This window comes from Kitasatospora sp. NPDC059973, assembly GCF_042737525.1.
Taxonomy (GTDB): Bacteria; Actinomycetota; Actinomycetes; order Streptomycetales; family Streptomycetaceae; genus Kitasatospora.
Genome location: NZ_JBHWUI010000009.1, coordinates 47,328 through 70,500 on the forward strand (window position 1 = coordinate 47,328; position 23,173 = coordinate 70,500).

General features: G+C 69.1%; 22 protein-coding genes and 1 pseudogene. 12 read left to right on the plus strand and 11 right to left on the minus strand.

Annotated elements, in window-relative coordinates; all coding sequences use genetic code 11:
- Window positions 1-754 precede the first annotated feature (754 nt).
- Together ACFWA9_RS04395 and ACFWA9_RS04400 are read left to right on the plus strand one after the other, a co-directional pair.
- Complete coding sequence (locus tag ACFWA9_RS04395; protein WP_380382988.1) at window positions 755-1,294, plus strand: hypothetical protein; 540 nt, start codon at window positions 755-757, stop codon at window positions 1,292-1,294.
- A 49-nt stretch (window positions 1,295-1,343) separates the two neighbouring features.
- Window positions 1,344-2,102, plus strand: a complete 759-nt coding sequence (locus tag ACFWA9_RS04400; RefSeq protein WP_380382990.1) for a Ku protein — start codon at window positions 1,344-1,346, stop codon at window positions 2,100-2,102.
- Between the two features lie 174 nt (window positions 2,103-2,276).
- On the opposite strand, the gene ACFWA9_RS04405 is transcribed toward ACFWA9_RS04400, so the two are convergent.
- Window positions 2,277-3,467: a hypothetical protein gene (locus tag ACFWA9_RS04405; RefSeq protein ID WP_380382992.1), complete on the minus strand. Its 1,191-nt coding sequence runs from the start codon at window positions 3,465-3,467 to the stop codon at window positions 2,277-2,279.
- A 400-nt stretch (window positions 3,468-3,867) separates the two neighbouring features.
- On the opposite strand from ACFWA9_RS04405, the gene ACFWA9_RS04410 reads away from it, so the two are divergent.
- Window positions 3,868-4,128, plus strand: coding sequence for a hypothetical protein (locus ACFWA9_RS04410; protein WP_380382994.1), 261 nt, complete (start codon window positions 3,868-3,870; stop codon window positions 4,126-4,128).
- 123 nt (window positions 4,129-4,251) lie between these two features.
- Here ACFWA9_RS04410 and ACFWA9_RS04415 read toward each other — a convergent pair whose 3' ends face one another.
- A complete protein-coding gene (locus ACFWA9_RS04415; protein ID WP_380382996.1) occupies window positions 4,252-4,620 on the minus strand; it encodes a hypothetical protein in 369 nt (122 codons plus the stop codon).
- A 704-nt stretch (window positions 4,621-5,324) separates the two neighbouring features.
- Between ACFWA9_RS04415 and ACFWA9_RS04420 the strand changes: the two genes are divergently transcribed.
- On the plus strand, window positions 5,325-6,275 hold the full coding sequence (locus tag ACFWA9_RS04420) for an ATP-dependent DNA ligase (RefSeq protein WP_380382998.1): 951 nt from the start codon (window positions 5,325-5,327) through the stop codon (window positions 6,273-6,275).
- 192 nt (window positions 6,276-6,467) lie between these two features.
- Here the strand turns inward: ACFWA9_RS04420 and ACFWA9_RS04425 are convergent, their stop codons facing one another.
- Together ACFWA9_RS04425 and ACFWA9_RS04430 are read right to left on the minus strand one after the other, a co-directional pair.
- A complete protein-coding gene (locus ACFWA9_RS04425; protein ID WP_380383000.1) occupies window positions 6,468-7,070 on the minus strand; it encodes a hypothetical protein in 603 nt (200 codons plus the stop codon).
- 371 nt (window positions 7,071-7,441) lie between these two features.
- Window positions 7,442-7,621 carry a hypothetical protein gene (locus ACFWA9_RS04430; RefSeq protein ID WP_380383002.1) on the minus strand — a complete coding sequence of 60 codons (180 nt, stop codon included), beginning with the start codon at window positions 7,619-7,621 and terminating at the stop codon, window positions 7,442-7,444.
- Window positions 7,622-7,837: 216 nt separating this feature from the next.
- Between ACFWA9_RS04430 and ACFWA9_RS04435 the strand changes: the two are divergent.
- Together ACFWA9_RS04435 and ACFWA9_RS04440 are read left to right on the plus strand one after the other, a co-directional pair.
- Window positions 7,838-8,595: pseudogene (locus tag ACFWA9_RS04435) on the plus strand (MerR family transcriptional regulator).
- A gap of 1,702 nt (window positions 8,596-10,297) precedes the next feature.
- Window positions 10,298-10,447: a hypothetical protein gene (locus ACFWA9_RS04440; RefSeq protein WP_380383004.1), complete on the plus strand. Its 150-nt coding sequence runs from the start codon at window positions 10,298-10,300 to the stop codon at window positions 10,445-10,447.
- Window positions 10,448-10,454: 7 nt separating this feature from the next.
- Here the strand turns inward: ACFWA9_RS04440 and ACFWA9_RS04445 are convergent, their stop codons facing one another.
- Window positions 10,455-10,898, minus strand: a complete 444-nt coding sequence (locus ACFWA9_RS04445) for a hypothetical protein (RefSeq protein ID WP_380383006.1) — start codon at window positions 10,896-10,898, stop codon at window positions 10,455-10,457.
- A complete protein-coding gene (locus tag ACFWA9_RS04450; RefSeq protein WP_380383008.1) occupies window positions 10,858-11,196 on the minus strand; it encodes an ATP-binding protein in 339 nt (112 codons plus the stop codon). The genes ACFWA9_RS04445 and ACFWA9_RS04450 overlap by 41 nt, the downstream gene beginning before the upstream one ends.
- Before the next feature lie 359 nt (window positions 11,197-11,555).
- On the opposite strand from ACFWA9_RS04450, the gene ACFWA9_RS04455 reads away from it, so the two are divergent.
- Entirely contained in the window at window positions 11,556-11,837 is a 282-nt protein-coding gene (locus ACFWA9_RS04455; RefSeq protein ID WP_380383079.1) for a hypothetical protein, read from the plus strand.
- Between the two features lie 510 nt (window positions 11,838-12,347).
- On the opposite strand, the gene ACFWA9_RS04460 is transcribed toward ACFWA9_RS04455, so the two are convergent.
- Window positions 12,348-13,487, minus strand: a complete 1,140-nt coding sequence (locus ACFWA9_RS04460; RefSeq protein WP_380383010.1) for a ParB/RepB/Spo0J family partition protein — start codon at window positions 13,485-13,487, stop codon at window positions 12,348-12,350.
- On the minus strand, window positions 13,484-14,683 hold the full coding sequence (locus ACFWA9_RS04465; RefSeq protein WP_380383081.1) for a ParA family protein: 1,200 nt from the start codon (window positions 14,681-14,683) through the stop codon (window positions 13,484-13,486). Before ACFWA9_RS04465 ends, ACFWA9_RS04460 begins: the two co-directional genes overlap by 4 nt.
- Window positions 14,684-15,246: 563 nt before the next feature.
- On the opposite strand from ACFWA9_RS04465, the gene ACFWA9_RS04470 reads away from it, so the two are divergent.
- The 5 genes from ACFWA9_RS04470 to ACFWA9_RS04490 all read left to right on the plus strand — a co-directional run bounded on the left by ACFWA9_RS04470 (window position 15,247) and on the right by ACFWA9_RS04490 (window position 19,976).
- Window positions 15,247-15,840, plus strand: coding sequence for a hypothetical protein (locus ACFWA9_RS04470; RefSeq protein WP_380383012.1), 594 nt, complete (start codon window positions 15,247-15,249; stop codon window positions 15,838-15,840).
- An 8-nt stretch (window positions 15,841-15,848) separates the two neighbouring features.
- Window positions 15,849-16,244 carry a hypothetical protein gene (locus ACFWA9_RS04475; protein ID WP_380383014.1) on the plus strand — a complete coding sequence of 132 codons (396 nt, stop codon included), beginning with the start codon at window positions 15,849-15,851 and terminating at the stop codon, window positions 16,242-16,244.
- A gap of 654 nt (window positions 16,245-16,898) precedes the next feature.
- Window positions 16,899-17,642 (plus strand): hypothetical protein, encoded by a 744-nt coding sequence (locus ACFWA9_RS04480; protein WP_380383016.1) that lies wholly within the window; start codon window positions 16,899-16,901, stop codon window positions 17,640-17,642.
- Window positions 17,643-17,647: 5 nt separating this feature from the next.
- Window positions 17,648-18,148, plus strand: coding sequence for a hypothetical protein (locus ACFWA9_RS04485; RefSeq protein WP_380383018.1), 501 nt, complete (start codon window positions 17,648-17,650; stop codon window positions 18,146-18,148).
- Window positions 18,149-18,419: 271 nt separating this feature from the next.
- Complete coding sequence (locus ACFWA9_RS04490; protein ID WP_380383020.1) at window positions 18,420-19,976, plus strand: SMI1/KNR4 family protein; 1,557 nt, start codon at window positions 18,420-18,422, stop codon at window positions 19,974-19,976.
- Window positions 19,977-20,096: 120 nt separating this feature from the next.
- Here ACFWA9_RS04490 and ACFWA9_RS04495 read toward each other — a convergent pair whose 3' ends face one another.
- From ACFWA9_RS04495 to ACFWA9_RS04505, 3 genes are all read right to left on the minus strand, one after another.
- Complete coding sequence (locus ACFWA9_RS04495) at window positions 20,097-20,513, minus strand: hypothetical protein (RefSeq protein ID WP_380383022.1); 417 nt, start codon at window positions 20,511-20,513, stop codon at window positions 20,097-20,099.
- Between the two features lie 196 nt (window positions 20,514-20,709).
- Complete coding sequence (locus ACFWA9_RS04500) at window positions 20,710-21,012, minus strand: hypothetical protein (protein WP_380383024.1); 303 nt, start codon at window positions 21,010-21,012, stop codon at window positions 20,710-20,712.
- A 153-nt stretch (window positions 21,013-21,165) separates the two neighbouring features.
- On the minus strand, window positions 21,166-22,194 hold the full coding sequence (locus ACFWA9_RS04505; protein WP_380383025.1) for a helix-turn-helix domain-containing protein: 1,029 nt from the start codon (window positions 22,192-22,194) through the stop codon (window positions 21,166-21,168).
- Window positions 22,195-23,173 lie beyond the last annotated feature (979 nt).

Below are 23,173 nucleotides of genomic sequence, written 5' to 3' on the forward strand. Positions count from 1 at the left end.
GCCAGGAAGACTGCCAGTACCGGCAGGGGCTTCGTTCGCGGCCTGAAGATTCTTCGCGGGCGAGGGCTCCGGCTCGCTGGCCAGCTTGCTCTCCCCGCCGACGTCCGGCTGGGCAGCTTCCGGCGTGGAGCTGCCTGGCTTGGCATCACCTGGGCGGTGCTCCAACGACGGTGGCGGCGTGACGCTCTGGCTCTTCACCGGCGTGCGCGGCCGCCCACTGCCAGAGGGGTGCGTGGTGGTGTCGACCGGCACAGCCTTGGTCTCGGGAAGCTCACCCGGTCCCGGCTGGTGTGCGGAGGGGCTCCCCTCACCACTGTCCTTGCGGGTTTGCGACGACGGGACGGTGTGGGTGCCGTTGCTTGGGTCACCGCTTAGCTGTTGCGGGGTTTTCGGCGTCGCCGTCGGAGTCGGGGCCTTGGTCGTAGTGAACGCGCTCGCTTCTTGCGTACCGACGGGCAGCAGGAACACCAGAGCAGTGATGAACGCAAGCGAGCGGCGCACAGCCAGTCCTTCTCAAAGCAGGCGAAGCGGCCGACTCCCCCATCTGGCGGTCGGTCCACCCCCTTCCTATCGACCGTCAGTGCGATAGGTACAGCCGCAATCACCAGAACAATGGACGATATACACAAAACGTCACCTGTTATCACGAAATGATCTTAAGAAGTTTTTCACTTTCTTTACTGAACGGAGCGAATCGGCGAGGAAGACTTGACCGCGCATCACTACGCAAGCTGCGCACCAGGGGAAGCCCGAAATGACGTTCCATCTCGCCTCCCGCTTCCGGTGGGCGCTCGGACTGGCCGCAGTCCTAGTCGTTACCGGCGCCGGCATCGCGATCTTGCTTACGAGCGGGACCGACGGCCCGGCTGCTCACCAGTCCGCCGTGGCGCCTTCCAACATCGCGGGGCGCCGCACGGCCTGTCTTGCCGGTGACAGCAGTGAGGCGGCGGCACGCACCGACACCGCTGCGATCTGGTCGGCGATGCAGGACGCCTCACAGCAGCGGCAGCTGAATGTGCAGCAACTCTTTGTCCCCGCACCTACCCCTGACCAGGCCTTGCCGTATCTGGCGGGACTCTCGGCGCAGCACTGCGACCTCGTCGTCACCGTCGGGCCGGCCTTCGGCCAAGCCCTGGAGACCGCCACCAAGGCCAACCCAGGCACCCAGTTCGTCGCCGTGACGACCGACGGCCAGCCCGCACTCGCTGAGGTCTCCATGATCACCGGAAGTGACAGCGACAAAGCTGCCGAGATCCGCCGCCGGGCACTCGGTCTGCCCACCCCCGGAAGCTGAGCGCCGGGGCACACCCCAGGACCCCGTCACTGACGGCAGAAGGGGCCGCTTGCTCAGTCTCCACCTCTCGACGGTCAACAACCTCCTCCTTGGAGCCGTCGACAACGCGGGCAAGGCCGGGCTGGCGATGTTCGCGATGCGCGGCAAGGAGTACCTGACCGCCGTCCGCTCCCAGGGCGGGCTGCTGGAACTGCACACCATGCACTTCGCCGACGAGGTCCGCGACCCCCGCAGCGAGATCGACGACCTCCCCGAGAAGGTCGACCTGTCCACCCAGGAGATCAAGACCGCCGAGCAGCTCATCGGCATGCTCGCCGTCGACTGGGACCCCGGCCAGTGGCACGACACCTACGAGGACCAGGCCAAACAACTCATCCAGGACAAGCTCGCCGGCCGCGAGATCGCCGTCTCCAGCGGCCCGGCCCCCGAGGCCACCAACATCGTCGACCTCATGGACGCCCTGCGCCGCAGCCTCGACACCGCCCGCCAGAGCCCCGAGACCGCACCCGCCCCGGCCACCGGGAAGCCCACCGGCCACCGGACCACGCCATCCCGCGCCGCCGGCACGCCCAAACCCACCGGCGCCAAGAAGACCACCTCAACCAAGGCCACCCCGCACCAGAAGCCGACCAAGCGCGCCAGCGCCACCGGCAAGCAGCAGCTCTCCGAGCTCACCAAGACCGAGCTCTACAAGCGCGCCACCGACCTCGACATCCCCCACCGCTCCACCATGACCCGCGCCGAACTCCAACACGCCCTCGAACAAGCAGCCCCCACCACCAAGCGACGGCACCTACGCAGCGCATGACCCTGTGGCGGGGCCGACCAGTAGACGAGCACGGGACTGCCAGGCTCGGGCAGGGCGCCCCCACGCGCCCTGGTCGGGGCGCTCGGCAGGTCCAACGAGCAGTCCGCCGGGTAAACCGGGCCGCTGGCGGTTGCGGCGCCCGGGCCCGGTTCACCCGGCCGGCGCGGCAGCCTGTCAGACGGTGGGCTTCTGAGCGGGTACCACGGCGCTGAGTGCCTCTGTCGCTGGGCCACCGGGGGTTTGCGTCACGGTGGAGGTCGGACGGGCTGCCTGGATCTGCTCCTGCAAGCTGGCGAAGGCGCGATCGGCATGGGCGCGGATGCTGTCCCACGCCGCTCCGTAGTCGCGGATGGGAAAGCTGAGGCCGAGACCTTGGTGGACCTCCAGCAGGCCGGCATCGGGCTTGGTGTGGATGTTGGAGTTCCGCAGCACCCGGATCCGGTCGAGCGTGTGCACGGCCCGCTCGACGGCGGCACGGTCGACCTCCGGCAGTTCCACCACGAGGTAGTCGGCGATCCGGCCAAGCGCGTGCGGCGGGTTCTTCTTCGGAATGTCGAGCTGTCCGAGGAGTTCGGCCAGGGCCGCGAGGCCGGCCAGGAAGTCGGCCTCGCTCGCCACGTCCAGGACCAGAAGGCCCGAGCGGTCCAGCGGCGGGCGCTTGACCAGTGGGCGCCCTATGACCAGCTCGCAGGTCACGTCGAAGAAGCCGATGGAGCGCACCAGGGCCCGGGGGTCGGTGTAGGACAGCTCTGCCGAGTGGTCCGCTGGAGTGAGCGAGGTGACCACTGCGGCGAGGTAGTTCTCCACGGTGTCGAAATCGGCTTCGGGCAGATGCCCCAGCCTGCCGATCCCGTTGCCGCCCTCCGCGTGATTGAAACGAATGCCGGGCCATTCATAGTTCGCGACGCGGGCGAGAGCGACCCAGAAGATGAGACCGTGATCCACGCCGGGATGTTCGGACGTGACGGTGTCACGGAGGTCGAGCTTCGTGTCGGGTCCGGCGTAGTTGAAGGGGTCCTGAAGGATCCGGTCCTGCGCCTTCGTCAGGGCCCGCATGTAACCCAGCAGCGCAGTGATGATCGTCTCCGCTCCGTGCTCCCGGACGTGGCGCAGCCCGGCGAGCGTCAGCCAGACCGGGCCGTCCAAGGGGCGCGGGAAGTTCGCGTTCGCCGCCCGGTACTCGGTGTTCCCCTGGTACAGCACCGGGAAGCTGTTCAGCACCGCCTCGGCGTTGTAGCCGGCGTGCCGCATCACCAACTCGACGTAGCGGAACGAGGGGAACTTGCCGGCCTCGGCGAACTTCTCCCAGACGGTGTCCACCAACAACTGCTGCGACTCGTCCAGGGAGTCCAGGAAGCTGCTCACGCTATCTCCTACGTCACGTCACGAGGGGCGAGCGTACTGCCCTCCGGAACCGGACCGCACCGGAATATGATGAGCCCGAAGCCCTGGTCGGGGCATCGGGCGCCGTGCGGCCGGGGCCGTGCCTACGATGCCTTCCTGGGGCGGAGGAGAACGGCCGGGCGCAGGCTCCACGGGTGTAGAGGACCCAGGCCGCGCCGAACCGGACCGGCGACCACCGGACGTGTCCGGCCCAGCCCAGTGGCAGGCGCCGCCAGGCCTTCGGGGTGACGCCGGCGCCTCGGGTGCCTTGGTGTGACCGGGGGACGGCTGGCAGGGTTTACCGGTCATGACGAACACGACCACCCTGCCAGTGGCCGCCAAGCCGACCGCCGAGGACGAGAAGCAGGAGTAACAGCACGCAGTGAACGATCTGCTCGCCGCGGCGGCCGCAGGGCGGCCGGGTGGGTGCGCGAGCTCGCGGCCCGGCAAGACGCGGCCTGAACACCGCACCGTGCTGGAGCGGGCCGCTGGCGCCGTGGAAGAGGCCACCGGCCGGGAATTCGTCCCGGGCGGCGAGGGGCAGCTCGACGAGGAGCTCGCGTACTCGGCGCCGACGTCGTCACCGGCAGCGTGCTCGTCGACGGGCTGCCGGAGCTGTCGACCGGCGAGCGGATCGCGCTGATCCCGGTCTGCGCGCTCGCCGATCGGCATTGCCTTGGCTCACCAGCCACCGCTTCGTCGACAGAACCAGGGTCAAAGGACGTCAATGGCGGGGCACCACAAGGGGGCCCCGCCGCCGTGCTGTTCAGTCGCCGATGAAGCGAACGATGTAGGCGGGCTGGGCCAGGGCCTGCTGGAACATCCGTCGGAGCTCGGAGAGGAACGTCCTCTCCGGTGCCGGGAGTGACTGACCCACGATCCGATCGGTCTCGGCGAGAGCTAGCTCGCAGAAGTAGTGATCGAATTCCGTGTCGTCATATGGATCGATGCGTGCAAGCGTTGGAAGGACATCCCTGCCAACCGCAGTCAGCACAGCTTCGAGCTCACCGTCCTCCAGACGATAGTCCACGATGTCGGAGACGGGTTCGCCTTTCTTCCTCTTCCCGTGCGCCTTTGCTTGACGCTTCATATCTGCGGTCAGCGTGGTGTCTACCAGTTGGATCGACAGTCCCATGTTCCTGCCTCCTTAGCCAGATGGTCGGCGGGGTTGCCGTCATGCGACAACCCCGCCAGTTGAATGACGGGTTACTCAGCGCAGATCAGTGCGGGTATGCCGTGATGATCTTTCCGCGCCGCGTCACCACGGTTACGTGGTGGGCCGCTCCACCGCCGTCGCTCGCCTGCTTCTTGCCAACGGCCTTGTTGAACTTGAGGGTGTAGTTGCCTCCACCCGCCGCACCATCCCCGCACGCCGGCACGCGCCCACCACGAGCCGGACCTCGCCACCATCGAGAGCGCCCTCATCGCCCAGTTGCTCGTGGCGGACTTCCATGACGGCTCCAGGACATTCCTCAACCACGCCCGCTGACCCGCCCGGCCGCCCGCTTGGCCAGCCCTTCACTCAGTCCCGTTCGTCGTGGCGTCCGACCGGCCGGGTGGCCGCCTCGCACCCGGCGTGCGCCCACGCGCTCTCCTGCGGTTCCAGATCCGGTCGCCCCGGGACAGGTGCGTCGAGGCGCCGCACCAGATACGACTCCTCCCCCACCGCCACGATCAGCAGCCGGCACCCGGGCCGGGCGGCCTCCCCCAGGAGGTCTCCGACGCGATAGCGGGGGCCGGCAGCGCTCACTCCCCCATGCTCGCGCGCGGACGGCCGCGGTGCGCCGCCTGGCGGTGCGGGGTGCCCGCCCGGGCGCCGGACGGCTCATCCTGGGAGACATGGCGCCCAGAGGATCCGCCCGGGTCAGGCTGCCGCACATCGAACCGATGCTCGCGACGGCCGGCCCACTGCCGTCCGGGCCCGGCTGGTGCGCCGAGGTGAAATGGGACGGCGCCCGGGCCATCGCCTACCGGCACGAGGACGGCACCGTCCACCTCGCCGGCCGCCACGGTACCGACTTCACCGACCGGTTCCCCGAGATCGCGCAGACGCTCGCCACTCTGCCCGGACCGCTGGTCCTGGACGGCGAGATCGTCGTCATGTCGAACGGCCTGCCCTCGTTCTCCGCCCTGCAGGGCAGGATCCACCGCACCCGCGCGGCCTCCGTCCGAACCGGCGCCACCACCGCCCCGGCCCTGTTCGTCGCGTTCGACGTGCTCCACACCGACCGGCCACTGCTGGCCGAGCCCTACCTGCGACGGCGCGCGGTCCTGGAAGGCCTCGACCTCGACCGGCCGGGACTACGCGTCCCACCCACCTGGACCTCGGTGACCGACGCCTACGGCTGGACACGCGAACACCGGCTGGAAGGCGTCATCGCCAAACGCGCCGACTCCCCCTACACCCCCGGCGCCCGGACACGACACTGGATCAAGGTCAAACACCTCAAGACCGCCGACGTGGTCCTCGGCGGCTGGCTCCCCGGCGGCACCACCGGAACCACCGTGCGCGCCGTCCTCGTCGGCGCCCCCGTCGAACCCGGCCGACTCACCTTCGTCGGCTCCGTCGGCACCGGCTTCGCCACCACCGAACGACGCGCCCTGGCCGCCACCCTGCGCCGCCTCGCCACACCCCTCTCCCCGTTCGCCGGCACCGCCGGAGCCCTCGGACTGCCACGCGGCACCGAGATCCGGTTCGTACGCCCCGAACTACGGGCCGAGGTCGAATTCCTCGAACTCACCCCAGCCGGCCGCCTACGCCACCCCGTCTGGCGAGGCCTACGCGAGTAGCACCCGACGGGCCTCCAGTGGGCAGGGGCGGCCCCGTCCGCGTCGACGGGAAACACCCGGTCCACGCCGACGATCTCCAGGACCCGGCGACCGAACGCGAAGGGCGGGCGAGACGGACCGCGTGCCCCGGCGTCGGCCTCCGTGCGGGCGAGCAGCAGCGTGCCCCGCGCGGCTGTCTCCCGCCGACCCAGGTCAGCGGGCCCGGGTTCTGGAAGTGCGGGCGGTGCGGTCGCATTCGCGCCGGAAGTGGTAGTGGCTGCGGCTGCCGCCGAGCAGGGAGTCCAGCCAGAAGGCGTACCCGAGCGCCTTCTCCTCGGCGCCGGTGAGGGCAACCACCCACCGCCGGGTACCGGGAACGGCCCGGGCCTGCTTGAGGACCTCCCGGATGATCTGGGTGTCGACGCCCTGGACGTCGGCCGCTGCCGCGAGGAAGCCGTGCAGGACATCGACGTCAACCCCGTGAAGTTCAATGTGGTGCCGGCCGGCCACCGGCGGCTCGACCGGCTCGGGCACCGGGCCTGCGGCTGGCGCGGCCCGGTTGCGCCGGTACTGCAGGGCGTCAGTCCCCGCCAAGGTGATCCGCGCGGCCCACGCCGGACTGTGGCCGCCCTGGGCCGGCACGGTCGGCAGGACGGTGTCGGGCGCGAGCTCGCACAGCCCGTCCTCGGCGAGCCTGCGGATCGCGGTCGCCCGCCGGCGCCGGTCCGAGGCGGCCAGGTCCTCGCCGACCCACCCCTGCGCGCGGCGCGCCTCCAGGTCCTCGAGCATGCCCCACTGGTCTGCGGCCAGCCCCATCGTTCCCACCTCGTACCCGACCGACTACTCTGCGTTGCATTCTGTCGTGGCTGCCGGGTCCGGTGCAGCGAAATCACCGAACGTCAGTCGATCGGCTGGCCGGCGGCTGAGGCTGCCGCTCGTGGCGGCCCGCGCAGCCGGCGCGGTTCCCATGAGCCGTCGTGTTCGATCGTCTCCCGTTCCCAGAGTGGAGAGGGGGTTCGCAGGCTCGGCGGACCTGCTCCGCTCCCGCCGTCGTCGGCAGCCGCGCCGACCCCTGACCGGGGACGGTTGTCGTCGCACGTCCCGCGACCGTCCTGATCTCCCGCCGAAACGAGGACCCCGTCCGATCTCGGGGGCGATTCAGCGGGGCTTTGGCGGTTTCCCGGCCGTCACTGCGCGCCGAAGCCGCTGATGAACGTCCGCAGGTCCGCGCTCCGGTCCAGCGGCTCCATGGTGGCGTCGTAGTCGAACCACCAGACCACGGGAACCGTGGGGGCGAGCTCGCGCAGCACCGTGTAGATGACGGTCAGCGGCGCGGACCAGGGCTCGCGGTCGGCGAACGAGAACACCCGGTGCCGCAGGCCGAAGGAGAGCTCGCCACCTGGCCCGGCTCGACCTCCACCTGGATCTCCAGGTGGCGGCCTTCGAAGTACTCGCCCACCACCGCGCCGGGCATTGCCCGCGGTGTGAATGCCGGGCTTGCGGTTGACGCTGCGGCAGCTTCTACGGTCGTGACCAAGGCCGGAACGACCGGCCCGGCGAGACGAAGGTACGGAACGAGGACGATGGACCTGTCGATCGCGGAGGTGGCCCGGCTGTCGGGCGTGACCGCCCGGACGTTGCGGCATTACGACGAGATCGGCCTGCTGCCGCCGGCCCGGATCGCCGCCAACGGGCACCGGCACTACGGGGAGGCGCAGCTCCTGACGCTGCAACAGGTCCTCGTGCTGCGGGCGCTCGGCGTCGGCCTCCCGGAGATCGGCCGAATCCTCTCCGAGCAGGTGGACGAGGTGGAGGCCCTGCGCGGCCACCACCACCGTCTCCTCGCCGAACGGGACCGGCTGGACACCCTGGCCACCACCGTCGCCCGCACCCTCGCCGACCTGGAGCGATCCCGAAAGGACGGCCAGCCCATGACCATCAACCGCCCGGAGAACCTCTTCGAGGGCATCCAGCCCGACCAGTACGAGGACGGCCTCCAGGACTTTCCCGAGCTAGCCGAGGCTACCAACCGCCGCACCGCGACGATGGACGCCGCGGAGCTCGAGGCGGGCCAGCGCGAGCGAACGGCCGGGATGATCCGCCTCGCGGAGCTACTGGCGGCCGGCACCCCGGCCTCCGCCGACTCCGTCCAGGCCGAGATCGACGCCCAGTACCGCTCGCTCGCCGAGTTGCACCCCATCACGCCTGAGGAGTTCCGCGCCATGGCCTCGGCTGCGTGCAGAACCCGTCCTGGCGCGCCGCCTACGAGGCGGTCACTCCCGGCCTGGCCGAGTACCAGCACACCGCGATCGAGTTCTACGCCACCACCCGCCTGGTCTGACCCGGCACCGGCGCTCCTCCTCATCCCACCGGACGGTGGAGGAGCACACGCCTCGGCCGCGCCCCGGCCCTGCCGAGGCGATCAACAAGCTGAAGACCTTTCGCGCGGTTGCGACCAGACTCGACAAGCGCGGCCACGTCTACCTCGGAACCGTCAGCGCTCACCATCTGGCTCCGCTCATGGTCCCCGGGACACTGCCTAGGCGGATCGGTCGGCACGAGCCTCCTCAGAGCCGAACGCCGCACCCTGATCGCCTCGACCGACCTGCTTTGCCGTTCGCCGGAGTCCGGTCGATGTCCTACCCGAACGGTCCGCCGACACCCTGGCCCACTGGCTCACCGAGCACCCCGGCGTCGAGGTCATCTGCCGAGACCGGGCCAGCTACGACGCCGACGGGCGAGTCGCGGCGTCGGCACGGCAACCCAGGTCGCGGACCGATTCGACCTCTGGCAGAACCTCGGCGAGGCCACCGAGAGACTGGTCGCCAGCCTGCGCCCGCAGGGGCTCCCGCCCGCACCCGAGCAGGAGAAGACGGTGCTGCCCGAAGGGCGGGCGGCGAGCGCAGCGGACCCGCGGTCACGCCGCCATCCACACCCTGATGGCCAAGGGCACGGGGCACAGCCGGATCGTCGCCGAGCTTGGCCCAACCCCGAAGACCGTGAGGAAGTTCCTGCACGCCGCCACGTCGGACGAGTTGATCGGCGCGGGGACCAGTTGATCGGCGCGGGTCCCACCGGCGGCTGACAGGCCAGCCTTGACGGCCACGCCGCCTACCTGATCGCCCGGTTCAACGAGGCTGCCACAGCGCACTACAACTCCACGGCGAGCTCGCCGAACGCGGCCTGCAGCGCCGGGAGTACGCCAATTCACCGGCTGAAAACCGCAATCCGGAGAGGGGGAGGCCCGTAATGGTGCCTCAGGCGGTCGATTGGCCACCCCTGGAGCGCCCCACACCAGCCTGGTCGAGTTCGGCGCTCTGAGGGGCCATTCTGGCGGTCGCAATTTGTCGTGATTGCTGGAAATTTTTGTTCTGAGGCATTTGACCCTGCCGCGCAGCTGCAGGCTGACGGCCCGTCCCAACAGGCGCCGTGGTACTGACACCGTGGCGAGCATCAACGGTTCGGCGGTGCTCCTCGCAGCCGAACAGCCTGGGATCGCCGCTGAGAGGGGCCCGAGCCCGGACGCGCGGCGGTGCGGTGCACGCAGGCTCTACACGGGTTTCCGGGCGGCACCTCTGTCTGATCGATTCTCGGGTCCGGGTCAGGTCCGCTGCGGATCGGCCCGGCGCTTCAGGAGGTCGAGGAGCTCGGAAGCGACCTGAATCACTTGGCGGTGGTCTGTCGCGGCGAGGATCGACTGTGCGCATTCCCGCAGATCCGTCATAACGACCGCACCGCAACGGCCGACGACAGGTCAGCGCCGTCTCCCGCTGGTCCGAAACAGCCAGGGTGTAAACGCCGTTTACCTACTCGCGTTCCTCGACCGCCTGTGAGGCACATGAGTGGCACGATCGGAAGCGACTTTGCAGGCTTCGTGTCAACGGCACAGATTCCCCTCGATCCGGCTTCCTGAACGGCCCTGCAACGGTGCCTGACCCAGCGGCAGGGCAGACCGGCACCAAGGGAACGAAGGCCGGGCAAAGCCCGGCCTCAACCGCCTACCTCTCCCCCACGTCCTTGACGACTGCGGCTTCCCTCCCCGGATGATCCGCAGCACCCGCCTGGTCGACCTGGTGAACACCCTGGACCCCAAACTCGTCGCCGCCGCGTTCGGCATGGACCCACAGGCCACACTCGTCTACCCGTCCATCGACGAGACCCGCATGTCGGGGTGGAACGTTTCCCAGACCTGATCTCCGGTCAGAGCTTGTAGGGGTAGAGAGCGATGTTCTCGCGCTCGACGCAGAGCTCGACCCAGGTGCCGCCGACGCCGTCGGGCAGTGGATCTGCCAGATCCAGCAGGATCACCGTGCCATCCAAATCCAGCATGCCGGCACCGTCCTCCGCGAGGATTAGCCGTCCTTGCAGGACAACGCAGTGTCCGACGGAGCGGATCTCAGGCCTGGCACCGACAACCGGCTTGGCGTTCCACCCCCAGCAGATGTCCTCATCGACCGTCCACTCCGCGTGGTACTCGCCCACCTCGGCGGCCGGATCCCCGCACCAACGCACCGCGGTGCGGCCGATGGCGGTGTTCACCTGAGCCAGCAACAGGCTCGCCGGCAACCTCGTGATCTCTTCTACCTCTACCAGCACTGGTCGATCATGCAGCATCCGCATGGACGGGTGGATGTTGCTGGTCACCGCGATCGAACGGTCTCGTAGGCGCGTCGATGATCTGGTAGAACGCCGTGGCGGTGTCGCCGCCGGCCGGGAGCATGTCGTCGACCACGATGAGATCGCAGCGGAAAGTCTTGGCAACGGTCCGGGCGGGGGAGCCGTCAGCTTTGGACTTGTTGATCGTGGCGGTCAGCGATTTCAGGGCGAACCAGGTGACCTTCAGATCCTTCTCGATCGCGGCGCGGGCCAGACCTTCGGTGGAGTGGCTCTTGCCGGTCCCCGACGGCCGGCGATGACGAGGTTCTCCGATCGGCCGATCCATTCGAGGGTGGCCAGGGCGCGTTCTGGATGGCCTCGGGTTGGAGGAGTCCTCGGTCCGCCATGAGGCCAGGGTCTTGCCGGGGGGAAGTTCGCCGTGGACCGGCGGAGCCGTCGGGTGGCCGCGTCGCGGGCGACGACCTCCTCGTTGATGATCACGCGCAACAGCTTGGCGGGGTTCCAGCGTTGCGCGCGGGCGGTGGCCAGAACGTCGGGGGCGGCCTTGCGCAGGTAGGGCAGGCTCATCCTTCACAGGAGCCGGTCGATTTCGTCGGGCAGTGCCGGGGCGTGGGGGAAGGTCAGGAATGCGGGGTTCCTTCATCGTGGTGGTGGTCCGCTGGAGAGTGTCGGTGGGTGATCAATATGCAGGTGCGAAGCGAAACCGGGGCTGTGGTGGCCCGGGCGGGGTGCGGGCTGGACTGGGATTCCGCGCTCGCTGGCCTTGAGCGGGATGAGTTCTCGATCCTCACGGGCGTGTGCCCGTATATGGACACGGTCTTCAACAGTTGGCAGCGCTCGAACCTTCCAGCGAAGCTCGATCGGTTGCCGGCCGATCGCGGCGGCCCGTGGGTCCGCGAGATCCGGGCCCTGTGCGTGCCAGCCCACCAAGCCCTGCACCGGTATGTGTGGCTGCTCGGCGACTGACCATTCTTGCCAGGCCGCCACCTACGATCTGGAGCTCGCCTATTGTCCAAGCCCCTGCCACCCGCCGGTGCCGGGTTGGACGCGGTGGGCTTCGTCCCGGCGGACGGTGATGCCAGTCGGGACGTCGCCGCTGATGTCCTCGCAGACCTCTGCCCGGCGTCACACTCGACGCGTACTCCGCTCGCCTGGTCGTCGGACGTCTGGTCAGCGTTGCATCAACGAGCCGGTGACGAAGGCCCGTGAGTCTGCCCTGAACTCGACCAGCGAGGCGTTCCACCACCATCGCCTGCCCCTGGACCCGGTCCTACGTCCTCGGCGCCACGCATGATCCGCAAGACCGACCACTGATCGAGCCGTTCCTCAAGTACCCCGACAAGGCTGTGCGCGAGGAAGCAGGACTCGCGGTGGCCCGAGATCACCGCGTCCATCCCGCAAGTGCGCTACCACACGCACGAGGCGCCGCCCGGGTTCCCGAGCGGCGCCTCTCTCTGATCGATCCTCGGAGCCGGATCAGGCCGGCTGCGGCTCAGCCCGACGCTTCAGCAGCTCAAGAAGCTCAGAGGCGACCTGAACCGCCTGACGGTGGTCCATCGCGTCGAGGATCGACTGTGCACATTCCCGCGGATCCGTCAGAACGAGCCGCACCGTGACGGCCGACGACAGATCGGCGCCCGCCTCCCGCTGGTCCGGAACAGCCGGAGGGTAAACGCCGTTCACCTCCGCCTGCGTCTCCTGCGTCTCCTGCTGATCCGTAGAGACGCCCCCCACCGGACCAGACGCATAAACGGCGTTTACAGCGGGCGAGCTGCCTCCCTGCGACGGAGCACCCGCCTGGAGTGCCCGCGCCTCGGCGACCGCCGGCTCGAGGGGCGCCGATGGTGCCACTCTCCGGGCCTTCGCCGCCCGTTTGTCGGCCGCCTCCTTCTTCGCGGTCTCGGCACGCTCGGCCTGCTCCGCGGCGGTGAGCTTCCCAGCCCGCGCCAGAGCACCGATCTTCCGGGCGTCCTCAACGGCGAGCTCACCGGCGCCTGCCTGCTCCTGAAGCTCCGGCGTCAGATGCAGCAGGGCCAGTCGCTGCCCCACCCACGCCGACGACTTCCCGAGCTTCCGCGCCACCGCGGCCTGGTTACCGTCATACACAGTCGTGAGCAACTGCTCGATCGCCTGCGCCTCCTCGAACGGCGATACGTTCTCACGGTGGGCGTTCGCGATCAACGCCGCCTCCACCATGTCCCCCGCGGTAGAGACCAGGTCGTCGTTGAGGTCAACTCGGAGCGTCTTCAGGTTCGCCCGTCGGGCTGCGAGCAGACGCCGGTTCCCGTCGAGCGCGACGAAGTCCGCCTCGCCGATGGCCTCCGCCTCCCCCGGGTGGGCATCAAGGAACGCCGCCCGGCTGACCACTGTCACCGGCACGATCTGGCGACGGGCCAGGCTCTCGGCAAGCTCGTCGATGGAGTCGCTCTCCATCGTCTTACGCGGGTTGAGCGGGTTGAAGACGATCGACGACACAGGAGCGGAGGAAGCACGCCGCACCCGCCCCGTCGCATCCAGCGCCTCACTGCGCGCCAGCGCGTCCCCTCCACGGCCAGCACCCTGCGACAGCGTCCCGAAGGACCCTCCCCCACCCTGAAGCTTCTTGGCGATGCTCACGCGAGCCTCCGTCGGATCTCGCGCATGCGCTGCGCCTGGGTTGCGGTGGGTGCGTACATCAGCAACGGCTGCTTGACGTGGACGGCCTCGCGCTGCTCCTTCAGGTCGGGAACAACGGCGAGCACAGGCGGATCGCCGAGGCCCTGCCACTCCTCGAGGGAGTGGGTAGCCACGTACCCCTTGCGCTTGTCGAACTTGTTGACGACGAGCCCGAGCCTATCGATGTCCACCTCGTAGTCGAGGCTGACGGTGCGGATCTGGCTGTCGAGCATGGCGTAGGCGTCCGCGGAGGAGTCCTCGGCCTCCACCGGGATGAGGACCCCCGAGATACCGGCCTGCTCGTTCTTGCGGCGGTGTCCGTAATAGAGGCCGGCGTCCATGGCGAGGCCAAGGTTCGGTGGCGCGTCGATCACGATGACGTCGAAGTGCTCCTCGAGCGGCGCGAGGGCGCGCTGGAGGCTGGTCTCGCGCGGGCCGCGAACGGACCCGAGCCGGGAGTCGAGCAGGAAGGCGTCGAAGCTGGAGGGCAGCAGGCTCAGGCGCCCCTCAAAGTGCTCCGGCTCTATCGGCACGACCTGGTCGAGAAGGGTGCCCGCGACACGGTCCCGATCCACCATGTGGGTCACCAGGCTCTCCTCGCCCGGCGGGATCTGCTTGACCCCGAGCTGGGAGGTGAGGTGGCCCTGCGGGTCGTAGTCGACGAGGAGGGTCCGCAGACCGGACAGCGCGGGCAGCTTCGAGGCCCCGGTGGTGGCGGGCAGGCCGAGTGCTATGGCCTGGCCAACGCCGGCCGCAATGGTCGTCTTGCCAACGCCGCCCTTCTGGTTGCAGACGACGATCCTGCGCGTGTGCTGGGGAATCGTGAGCTCCGTGAGCGAGGCGCTGTGCGAGTCGACCCACACCCGAACGGCCTGCGCGAGGCCTTGGACGAAGGAGATGTCCCGGCTCGCGCAGTCGGACTTGAACGCGTCGTACAGGCCGACCGGCAGCCAGGTGTTCCAGCTCTCGGCCCCGGCGGTGTCGATCGTCGGGTTGTCGCCAGCGGGGCGGCTGCGCCATTGTTCGACGGCTTGGGCGACGGCGTCTTGCATGTCGATACCGAGCTGGGCTGCTCGCGTCTTGAGTTCCTGGCGGAGGGACGCGGGAAGCTTAGACGCCACCTTTTCCCGCTCGCCTCCGGGGTTTTGAGATGCCATGACGTCACCATAGTGGCGCAGCAGCGTTTTAGGCACATCGCAGCGCGGTGTGTCCTCCTCTTGCAGGTAAACGCCGTTTACTCCCCCAGAGGTGCGGGCGCCCGCCGACAGCGGCATGACGGGGTAAACGCCGTTTACTCCGGGGGCGCACGGCACGACCGCCGAGACCATGCGGGAGGAGATCCGGCGATCCACGACCTGATGGCCGACCAGGTGAAGGGGCTTGGTGAACCCGGCAGATACGGGTTCGCCAAGCCCCCTTTGTCCTGATCGCGGTCGAGTGCATGTGTGATCTGGGGGATGTCACACAGCTGCGCTCGGTGGTCTGCTTCCCGAGAGACTCGCCGCGGAGGCCTGTTCCTTGCAGGTCGATCGCCTTGGGCGTGTCCGGCAGCGTGTCACGATCCGGGTGCCGGGCGGGTTCGCCCGCATGCCGGTCGGCCCGTGGGGCAAGGCCGGCCGTCTGATGGGGAGCCAGGTGAATGGGGTTGCGGAGTACTGCTCAGTGGTGCCGTAGCATCCGGACGGCGCAACGCACACCTGTTCACGGGGGAGTCCCGCACTTGCTCAAGAGATCGATGCCCGTGCCGTCCGGGGTAGCCGCGCGGGCGGCCCGTTCGGCTGTACTGATGGTGTCGGGCGCCCTCGCGCTCGGCTTGTGCTGGCTCATGGACCCCTTGGTCAGCGGATCGGAAGCGCCCAACAAGCAAGTACGTGTCGAGTCGCGGGAGGAGGCGCTGACCCGGGCGGACCAGGTCCGGGAGCATGTGGTCGCGCTGGCAGGCCTCGAATGGGATCCATGGAGCAAGCTCATCGCCTTCCACAAGTGCTCAGGACCGGGAACGGGTATCGCTGATGAGGGCGAGGCATACCTGCTCAACTTGGCGATCCGCCTGAAGGCCACGGACGACCAGCGTCCCGAGGTCCTTCGAGCACTGCGACAGAAGCTCGCGGACGAGGGCTTCAAGATCACCTCGAACGAGTCGGCCTCGGCCGATCAGTCCACCTGGGAGTTCCAGGCCCTCCAGGAACCTGACTCCTACACCGTCCTGGCAGGCAAGAATAAGCCCGGACAGGGCGTGGCCGTCATCGTCACCCTGCCCTGCCAGGCACCGCCAAACGCCGCGGCCTCACCTGCTCCGACGCCTACCGCCTGAAGACCGCTGTGAAGGATCCCGACGGGCCGGCCGGTGAACGAGTCAAGACAGTAGCGTCACTGCGCGAACACGGCCCAACGCGGAAAGAGGGAGCGGCAAAGCGACGCAACCACGCGCTGGAGGACTGGGAAGTCGGCGCGCAGCTCCGCTGGTATGCGTTGCTGGAAATCCGCGCAATATCCGGCAGACGGAAGCCGATCAAGGACTGGCCCGACGATGACTACGTCGCCTGCATCCGTTGGCTCGCCAACCTCTGCGACAACATCCCGTTCCTACCCAAACCCCGCAAGCCATGGTGGAGCCGAGCTCGGCCCGAGCGCAGCTTCGCCTACGTCTGGGCCGTCGCCGAGGAACGCAGACAGCAGCGAATCCTCAGCACCGTGGACAAGTTCGGCTGGAGCTAGACACCGCCAGCCGCCAGCTCCCCCGCGCCGCTGCTGTCGAACGAAGACCACCCGCCGCTCGACAAGCCACAGAAGCCGAATGCGACCCCGAGCTGCGGCCCGACAGGGTACCGGGAGCCGGTGAACCACAGCTCCCAGGGCCGGTCCGGCCTGCCGGGGCGGGGCCCGGTCGGCGGTGAGGAGGCCTCGGCGGCCGACCTGGGACGCGATGGTGGTCGGCATCTGCGGTGTCGCACTTGCGACGGCCCGGGCCTGGCCTGCTGGAGTGAGGCCGGACCGATGTGCTGGCCGGTGGTCAGCTGTGCTGGCGGCGGCCGGCCCTCTGGGGCCCACCGTGGGAAGCGGTCTTGGCTACAGGCGCCGTTGGCTCGGCCTCGGCCTCCTGGTCGCGGTTGTCGTCCTCGTCGGCCTCGTTCTCGACAGGCTTGTCCTCATCGGACTGATCCTCGCCGTCGGGATCCAGGCCGGGAGGGAGCTCAGCGACCCCAGGGTCCTGGCCGACCGCCGCCCAGGAATCCTCGACATCGTCACGTCGTCCGGCTGCGCCGTGCCGGCGGTGGGGTGCGTCGGCGATGTCGGCGGGGCAGGTCCTGGTGGTGGCAGCCGGTCGGGAATTCGCGTGTCCTCTGGTCGAGGCCGTGCGAGCATCGGCGCGTGACCGACGATAGCGAGTTGTTCGCCGCCGACCTGATCGGGCGGCGACTGCTGAAGGTGACCACGGCTTGGCAGCACTACGCTGACGGCAGTCCGTCGCTGGTGCACCTGTGGCTTCACCTGGAGGGTCTGGGCCCCGTGCTGTTCCACACGCCCTCGACCGGCGTGTCTCTGCGGGCCGACCAGCCGCACGGACCGTACTCGATGGCGGAGCACGGGAGCGTCTTCGTGACCGACGATTCACCGGAGGTTCCGGTGACCCGGTTCGTCGGACAAACGATCCGGTCGGTTCGGCAGATCAACTACAACGATGGCCGTAGCGCCTTCGCAGCCGGCCTCACGCTCCAGTTCCCCGGCGGCAGCATCCGCCTGCTCGGTCTCGTGGACGACCTCCTCATCGCCCACGACCAGCATCTGGGCGCTGTCGAGGCCCACCTGCACGAGGACGTGACCCTAGCGCGGGTGACGCAGACCTCCGGGGGATGCCCGTCGCAGTGGGACGCCTGGACGACCGCGGGGCAGTACCTGTACCTGCGCTACCGGCACGGCGAGGGGACCGTCGAGCAGCATCCGAGCGAGGATGTCGACACTTGGGACAGCGAGGAGTCGAGGCTCTGGAGCCGCTGGGACGACGGAACCAACGGCAGCCGGATCGAACTCGTCGACTTCCTCGCCATGGCCGGACTACGGCTGGCCCCAGACGCCGATATCCACGCCACAGCGCCGAATGACCCAAGATCCTGAGAACGATGGTCACGCACCCCAATCGCGACTACGCGATCACCGCGATGTACTCCGTGTCCGATGACGCCTGGCACCTTGAACTGGACCTCGTCCGGGAGCACCGGGCCGTGGTGACCGCGGTCATCCCCGACGAGGACCCGGCACGCGAGCCGACGGTGTACTTCGATCCCCAAGGACGGCACCTGGACATTCCGTGCGAGGTCATGCGCTCGTTCATGGACCAGGTCGCCGATGAGATCCGGTCGTCCCGCGCCTGGATGCGGCTGCGGCCCGAGCTGGTAGAGGTCATCCTCCGCCTGCGCCAGGAGTATCTGGGCGCCATCGAGAATGCCGACTTTCCCGACGTCCTCGCGGAGCTGCGCGCCGCTGTCCCCGAGGCCGACCTCGCGGTCGGTCACGGACGCGGCGGTGACCATCACGGCCAGCAGCAACCGGAGGGTGTCCACGACGATGTGCCTCTTGCGGCCGTTGTCTTGAGCCCGTTTTGGCCTGTCCCTCATGTGTGAACCTGGTCGCCTGGCCGGTAGGGCGGTCGAACACGGCAAGGGTGTCGGCCCAGTCACAGGCGTGGTGGGCGGCGCGGTCATTGATGTAGCAGGCCGCGCCAACTTGGTGTCGGTGACCAGGATCGGACCGCCGACCACGGTGTTACTACGCGAGCTCGGGATCCGGGTCAACGAACGCCGGCGGGCCCGAGCACCAGGTGACTCACTCGGCGATCGCTCTGTCGCAGCCTGCTGACATGATCGCTCGAACAGCACGAACGAAGGGACAGGCATGGACCTGACGGTAAAAGAGGCGGCACGGCGGATCGCGGCGGAGGTCGTCGCGCAGGCGCCGGAAGGCTGGGCGAAGTGCGTGCTGCGAGGGCACGCGAGCCGCTCCGGCGTCGGCCTGTCCGGCGGCGGGTACGTGGTGCCGAGCCGTCCGGGCTCCTTCTTCCGAGTGCCGTTTCCGCAGCAATGCCTCGCCTCGCTGGCGTCCCGGTTCCGGGACAGCCACGGCTGGGAGGCCATTGCCCTGGAGGTGATCTGCCGCCCGTCCGGCGCCTTCGAGCTCGTGGTCTTCCAAGACATGCTGGAGCCCGGGGGCGGCACCGAGGACGGCTGGACCCTCACCCTCGACCCCGACTTCCAACCGTCCGAACCGGGCTCGGCCGACGGCTCGGAACCGTCCGAGATGCGCCAGGCCGAGGACCCCGCAGAGGCGGTCGAACGCCTGCGGGCCATACTCCGCCAGCACGCCGAACGCTCCGGCGCGGAACCGCAGATGCCGGCACCCGTCACCGAGGAGCAGCTCGCCGCCGCCGAGCGTCGCCTCGGACGGGCACTGCCCGCGGACTTGCGGGCGCTGTACCTGGAGGCCGACGGGGACGGCGACAGCGTGGCGCTGAACGGGTACGCCTGGGTGCCACTCGACGCAGCCCTGGCCCAGCGCGACGACTACGTCGGCGTCCCGACCTGGTTCGGCTGGCAGCTCGGCTGGAACCAGGTCGTCTTCGACGCCGACCCGCCGAACACGGTACGCCGCTGCTCGGGCCATCCGGGTTGGCTTCCGTTCGCCACCTGGTTCGACGGCAACTTCTTCGCCGTCGACCTCGCACCGGCCCCGGACGGCCGCCTGGGCCAGGTGATCGAGGTCGGCCGCGATTTCAACGAAGGCCCCCGCTACGTGGCTTCCTCCGTCACCGCCTGGCTCGGCCAGGCCCTGGGACAGCCCGACCCGTACGCCCCACAGGAGTCCGGGAACAACTCGCGCCAGCTGGTGGTCTCAGCCTTGGACGAGCGGCTCACACCAGGCGTCCAGGCGATCCACCTCAATGACGCCCCCTCGCCCGTCGGCCTCGTCCCGCTGTGCGCCACCCCGCACCTGCGGCGCCTGCACCTCAACCGATGCGCCACCACCGACCTGTCCCCCCTGGCAGCACTCCCCATCGAGGACCTGGCCATCGACCTCACCTCCGAGGCCGACCTCACCCCGCTTACCGGCCACCCGCACCTCGCCTCCCTCGCCATCGGCTCCCAGACCCCGATCGACCTCGCACCGCTGCGCACCCTCCCCGCGCTGCGCTCCCTCGACCTGTCCCGCTGCGCCGCCGCGGACTTGGGGTTGCTGGCCGACCTCCCGGGCCTGCGCTACCTCGCCCTCTCCGAGACCCAGTGGACAGCCCTGATCGCCGCCGGCCGCCTTCCCGTCCATCTTGCCGCCGCTCGCCTGGCCGGAGCCCCGCCCCTCACCGCCGCCCTCGACCTGCTCTCTGCCCTCGGCGTCGACACCTCCAGCGCCTACCGCCTCTCCGGCACCGTCGCCGAACAGCAGGCCGCCACCGGCTGACCAACAGCGGCGCTCACGCGTGGTGGACGGCGCTCCGGTGGACCAGCTCTCGATCAGGAGAGTTGGTCCACGGGAGTGCCGCCGTTTCGTGCCGAGCTCAACGGTGCTGGGACCGGAGGGTCAGCCGTACATGATGTCGGAGGCGCAGCGAGCGCCACTGCTGCCGGGGAAGGTGGTGCCGAGGCAGATCCAGAGCCTCACCGAGGTGACACCGGGGTTCGTGGATTCCCACAGGTCTAACGGTGTTCCTCCCGGTGTGGCGGTGGTGTCGGTCGCGAGCGGGCCGTTGGTGATTCCCGAGGCGGTCACGTACGCGCGCGCCGCCACACCGTCGGCCGCGTAGTCCTGGACGTAGTGGGTGTACCTGTCGTCCAGGTAGGCGGACGAGGCGGCTATGCAGAACTGCCCGTGGACGTTGCCGCCCCAGTTGCCGGCGGAGTTCATGACGCTGGCGTCCAGAGTCTTGCAGGTGGCTGCGTTGGCCTGTGCGGGGGTTGTGAGTCCGAGGCCCGTGAAGGCCAGGACCGACGCTGCCATCGTGACGAGGGACCGTCGGGTGTGGGGAGCCATGACTTTGAGCATGTGCGCTACCTCCATGCCGAGGCTGATTGTCGAGTACCGGGTCGAGGGGCACCTGTGGAGCGGCGCGGCTGCCGGCCGGAGGTGGCGTCTGCCACCCTCAGTGAGGCTCGTTGTGCCGTGGTTCTGCGTCGGAGTTCTGTGTCCAGGCCAGTCAGGTCAGCCGCTGAAGATCCCAGGTGAAGGGGCCGAGCTGCGTGCACCTGGCGATGAAGCCGTGTGACTCCAGGTTCGTGCGTGCGGCTTCGCACGTCCACGACCAGTCGTAGTAGGCGACGTGCGTCCAGCCCAGAGCGCCAGCGGGAGACGGGGCGGCGTCAGTGGACTTCTCCCATGTCCGGGTGGGGCTCACCTGAGCCTCGGCGACCGGCGACGCCTGGACGGCGGGCGCGGCGATGCCGCCGCCCAGGAGTACGGCCCCCAGCGCGAGGCCGGTGAGTGCGATACGTGTACGCATGGTTTCTCCCGTTCTGCTGCCAGTTTCTCCGGGCGCGCCGAGGATCTAATCGACTGCCCCCGGCGCGGAGATCCTCCCGCTCGGCTGCGGCAAGCGCCCGACAGCTGCGGGGAGTTCCCGGTGTCCTACTGGAACGAGTATGTCGAGGAGGCGTCAGGGAGTCGTTGTCACGGCCTGCACGATACTTGTCCGTTCTCGCCGAGCGCCGCCGTGGTGAAGGTTCCGGTATTCGCCGGGAGGAAGGCCGTATGCGGCGCGAAAGGTGCGGCTGAAGTTGGCGGCGCTGGTGAAGCCCCACCTGGCCGCGATGGCATGAACGGGGCGGGAGTGCAGCTGGGGATCGGCCATATCGTGTCGGCAGCGTTCCAGCCTGCACCTGCGGATCCAGTCGGCGACCGTAAGCCCCTGGTCCTGGAAGATCTTGTAGAGCTGACGCGTGGAGATCCCGTGAGCCGCGGCGATGGTGCCGGGCGAGAGGGCGGGATCACCGAGCCGCTGCCGGATGAATTCGTGGATCTGCGTCTGCAGCGCCCGCCGGTGCGTCTCCGGCGGCAGCGCGTCGACGGTCTCCAGCTCGTGGGCGCACAGGGCCGCGAACAGGTCCGCCGTGATGGTCGCCAGGCGGGCGGCGTCGGCTGCCGTCCATTGGGGGGCGTTCCTGGTCAACTCCGCCAGGTGGCGCGAAAGCAGTGCGCCGAGTCCTCCCCCCTGCGGCAGTCCCACCGCGAGGAGGGGGTTGAGCGTCTGCGACCTGATGGGAAGCAACTCCCTCGGGACTTGCAGGATCACGCAGCCGGCGACCGCGTCGTGCTCGGCAGTCGCCCAAGCCGTGAAAGGTCGCGAGGTGTCGTAGATGACCTGGCCCTGCGAGGCGAGCACGACTTCGCGGCCGTTCTGGGCGATCCCGATCCGCCCGTGCTGGTGGACCACGAAGTAGAGCACCCCGGGATCGGACTGCCGTATCAGTTTGGGAGTCCGAAGCACGTTCAGAGGGCTGTAGGTGAGTGTGGAGACCTGCACGGGTCCAAGGTCCAGCACACGCACCGCGCCCTGGAAGTCGTCCTGGTGGTCGGTGCGGATCAACGTCGGTAGATGGGATTGGGTGCCGAATTCGTACCAGCTCGCCCAACGGTCCGCCTTAGGAAGGTCATCGGTACTGAATGCGCTCTCGATCACCGCCACCCCGTTCGATCATCCCGTTCTTCGTCGCCGCTCTCCCGACGGCGGGCGCGCACCTGCCGGCTTCAAGCATGTTTAGGCCCTTGGAGCGGCCACAAGGCATCAGGCCAAGATGCCCTGAAGTAACTCCCCCGCGGCCAGATCGGGGCGCAGCGCGCGCGTATTCCACGCACGACACCCGGCCAGGGGCTTCAGGTGCGCTGGAGGAAGCCGAAATAGGGGGCGCCGCATCGTCCGCACTGAAAGCAGCCGCCCCCTCCTCCCTGGTTCGACACACGACGCCTTGTAGACGCCGCCACCATGACGAACCCCCAGCCCTGACCGGAACCGGCGCCGTCCGGATCAAGAACAGAGGCGTCGCGGGCGATCGGTCGAGCGCCGCCAGGACGTCGTCCTGCTCGGTGGTCGGGGTGATGACATTGTCGGACACGGGGTTCCCTCCGCAGGGGTAGTCGGGAAGGCCGGGCAGCGCGGCGGCCCGGGTCGCGGGGTGGGGGAGGAGCCGGGCGATCTCGTCCTGGTGGCGGGGCAGACCGAGGACGCCCGGGAGCATGCCCACGTCGTCCTCGCCGCAGGCACGGAGGGCAGCCACCACGGCCGCGTCGGCGTCCTGCCGGGTCGAGGTTGAGGAGTAGTCGAGAGACTCGGCAGCGACCAGCACGGTGACCGGGTTGGCGGTGTCGGTCGGCATCAACCGACGGTCGCCTTCGGGGCGAGGAACCGCGTGTCACAGAGGGTCAGGGTGTAGAAGTCCAGCACCTGGAGGAGCGGCTCGCCGATACACCCGACGGGTCGTCCGGGTCGGAGACAAAGGCGTGCGGCGGGGCGACCAGGTGCAAGTGCACCGCGAGGCGGCGGGCGGGGACGTCGTCGGGGTCGACGCCATTCGGGAGCTCCCAGACCTGTCCGGGCGCGGCCAGGACGAGCGTGTCGCCGTCGGTGGCGCGCCCGGACGCCAGGCACAGGGCGAGGTTCTCGGGCA

Excerpts from the sequence above, each read along its gene's own strand:
- ACFWA9_RS04455 (WP_380383079.1), top strand. The coding sequence starts at position 11,556 with ATGCAGGTGCGAAGCGAAACCGGGGCTGTGGTGGCCCGGGCGGGGTGC.
- ACFWA9_RS04415 (WP_380382996.1), bottom strand. The coding sequence starts at position 4,620 with ATGGGACTGTCGATCCAACTGGTAGACACCACGCTGACCGCAGATATG.
- ACFWA9_RS04465 (WP_380383081.1), bottom strand. The coding sequence starts at position 14,683 with ATGGCATCTCAAAACCCCGGAGGCGAGCGGGAAAAGGTGGCGTCTAAG.
- ACFWA9_RS04495 (WP_380383022.1), bottom strand. The coding sequence starts at position 20,513 with ATGGCAGCGTCGGTCCTGGCCTTCACGGGCCTCGGACTCACAACCCCC.
- ACFWA9_RS04440 (WP_380383004.1), top strand. The coding sequence starts at position 10,298 with ATGATCCGCAGCACCCGCCTGGTCGACCTGGTGAACACCCTGGACCCC.
- ACFWA9_RS04490 (WP_380383020.1), top strand. The coding sequence starts at position 18,420 with ATGGACCTGACGGTAAAAGAGGCGGCACGGCGGATCGCGGCGGAGGTC.
- ACFWA9_RS04485 (WP_380383018.1), top strand. The coding sequence starts at position 17,648 with ATGGTCACGCACCCCAATCGCGACTACGCGATCACCGCGATGTACTCC.
- ACFWA9_RS04500 (WP_380383024.1), bottom strand. The coding sequence starts at position 21,012 with ATGCGTACACGTATCGCACTCACCGGCCTCGCGCTGGGGGCCGTACTC.
- ACFWA9_RS04395 (WP_380382988.1), top strand. The coding sequence starts at position 755 with ATGACGTTCCATCTCGCCTCCCGCTTCCGGTGGGCGCTCGGACTGGCC.
- ACFWA9_RS04420 (WP_380382998.1), top strand. The coding sequence starts at position 5,325 with ATGGCGCCCAGAGGATCCGCCCGGGTCAGGCTGCCGCACATCGAACCG.
- ACFWA9_RS04425 (WP_380383000.1), bottom strand. The coding sequence starts at position 7,070 with ATGGGGCTGGCCGCAGACCAGTGGGGCATGCTCGAGGACCTGGAGGCG.
- ACFWA9_RS04450 (WP_380383008.1), bottom strand. The coding sequence starts at position 11,196 with ATGGATCGGCCGATCGGAGAACCTCGTCATCGCCGGCCGTCGGGGACC.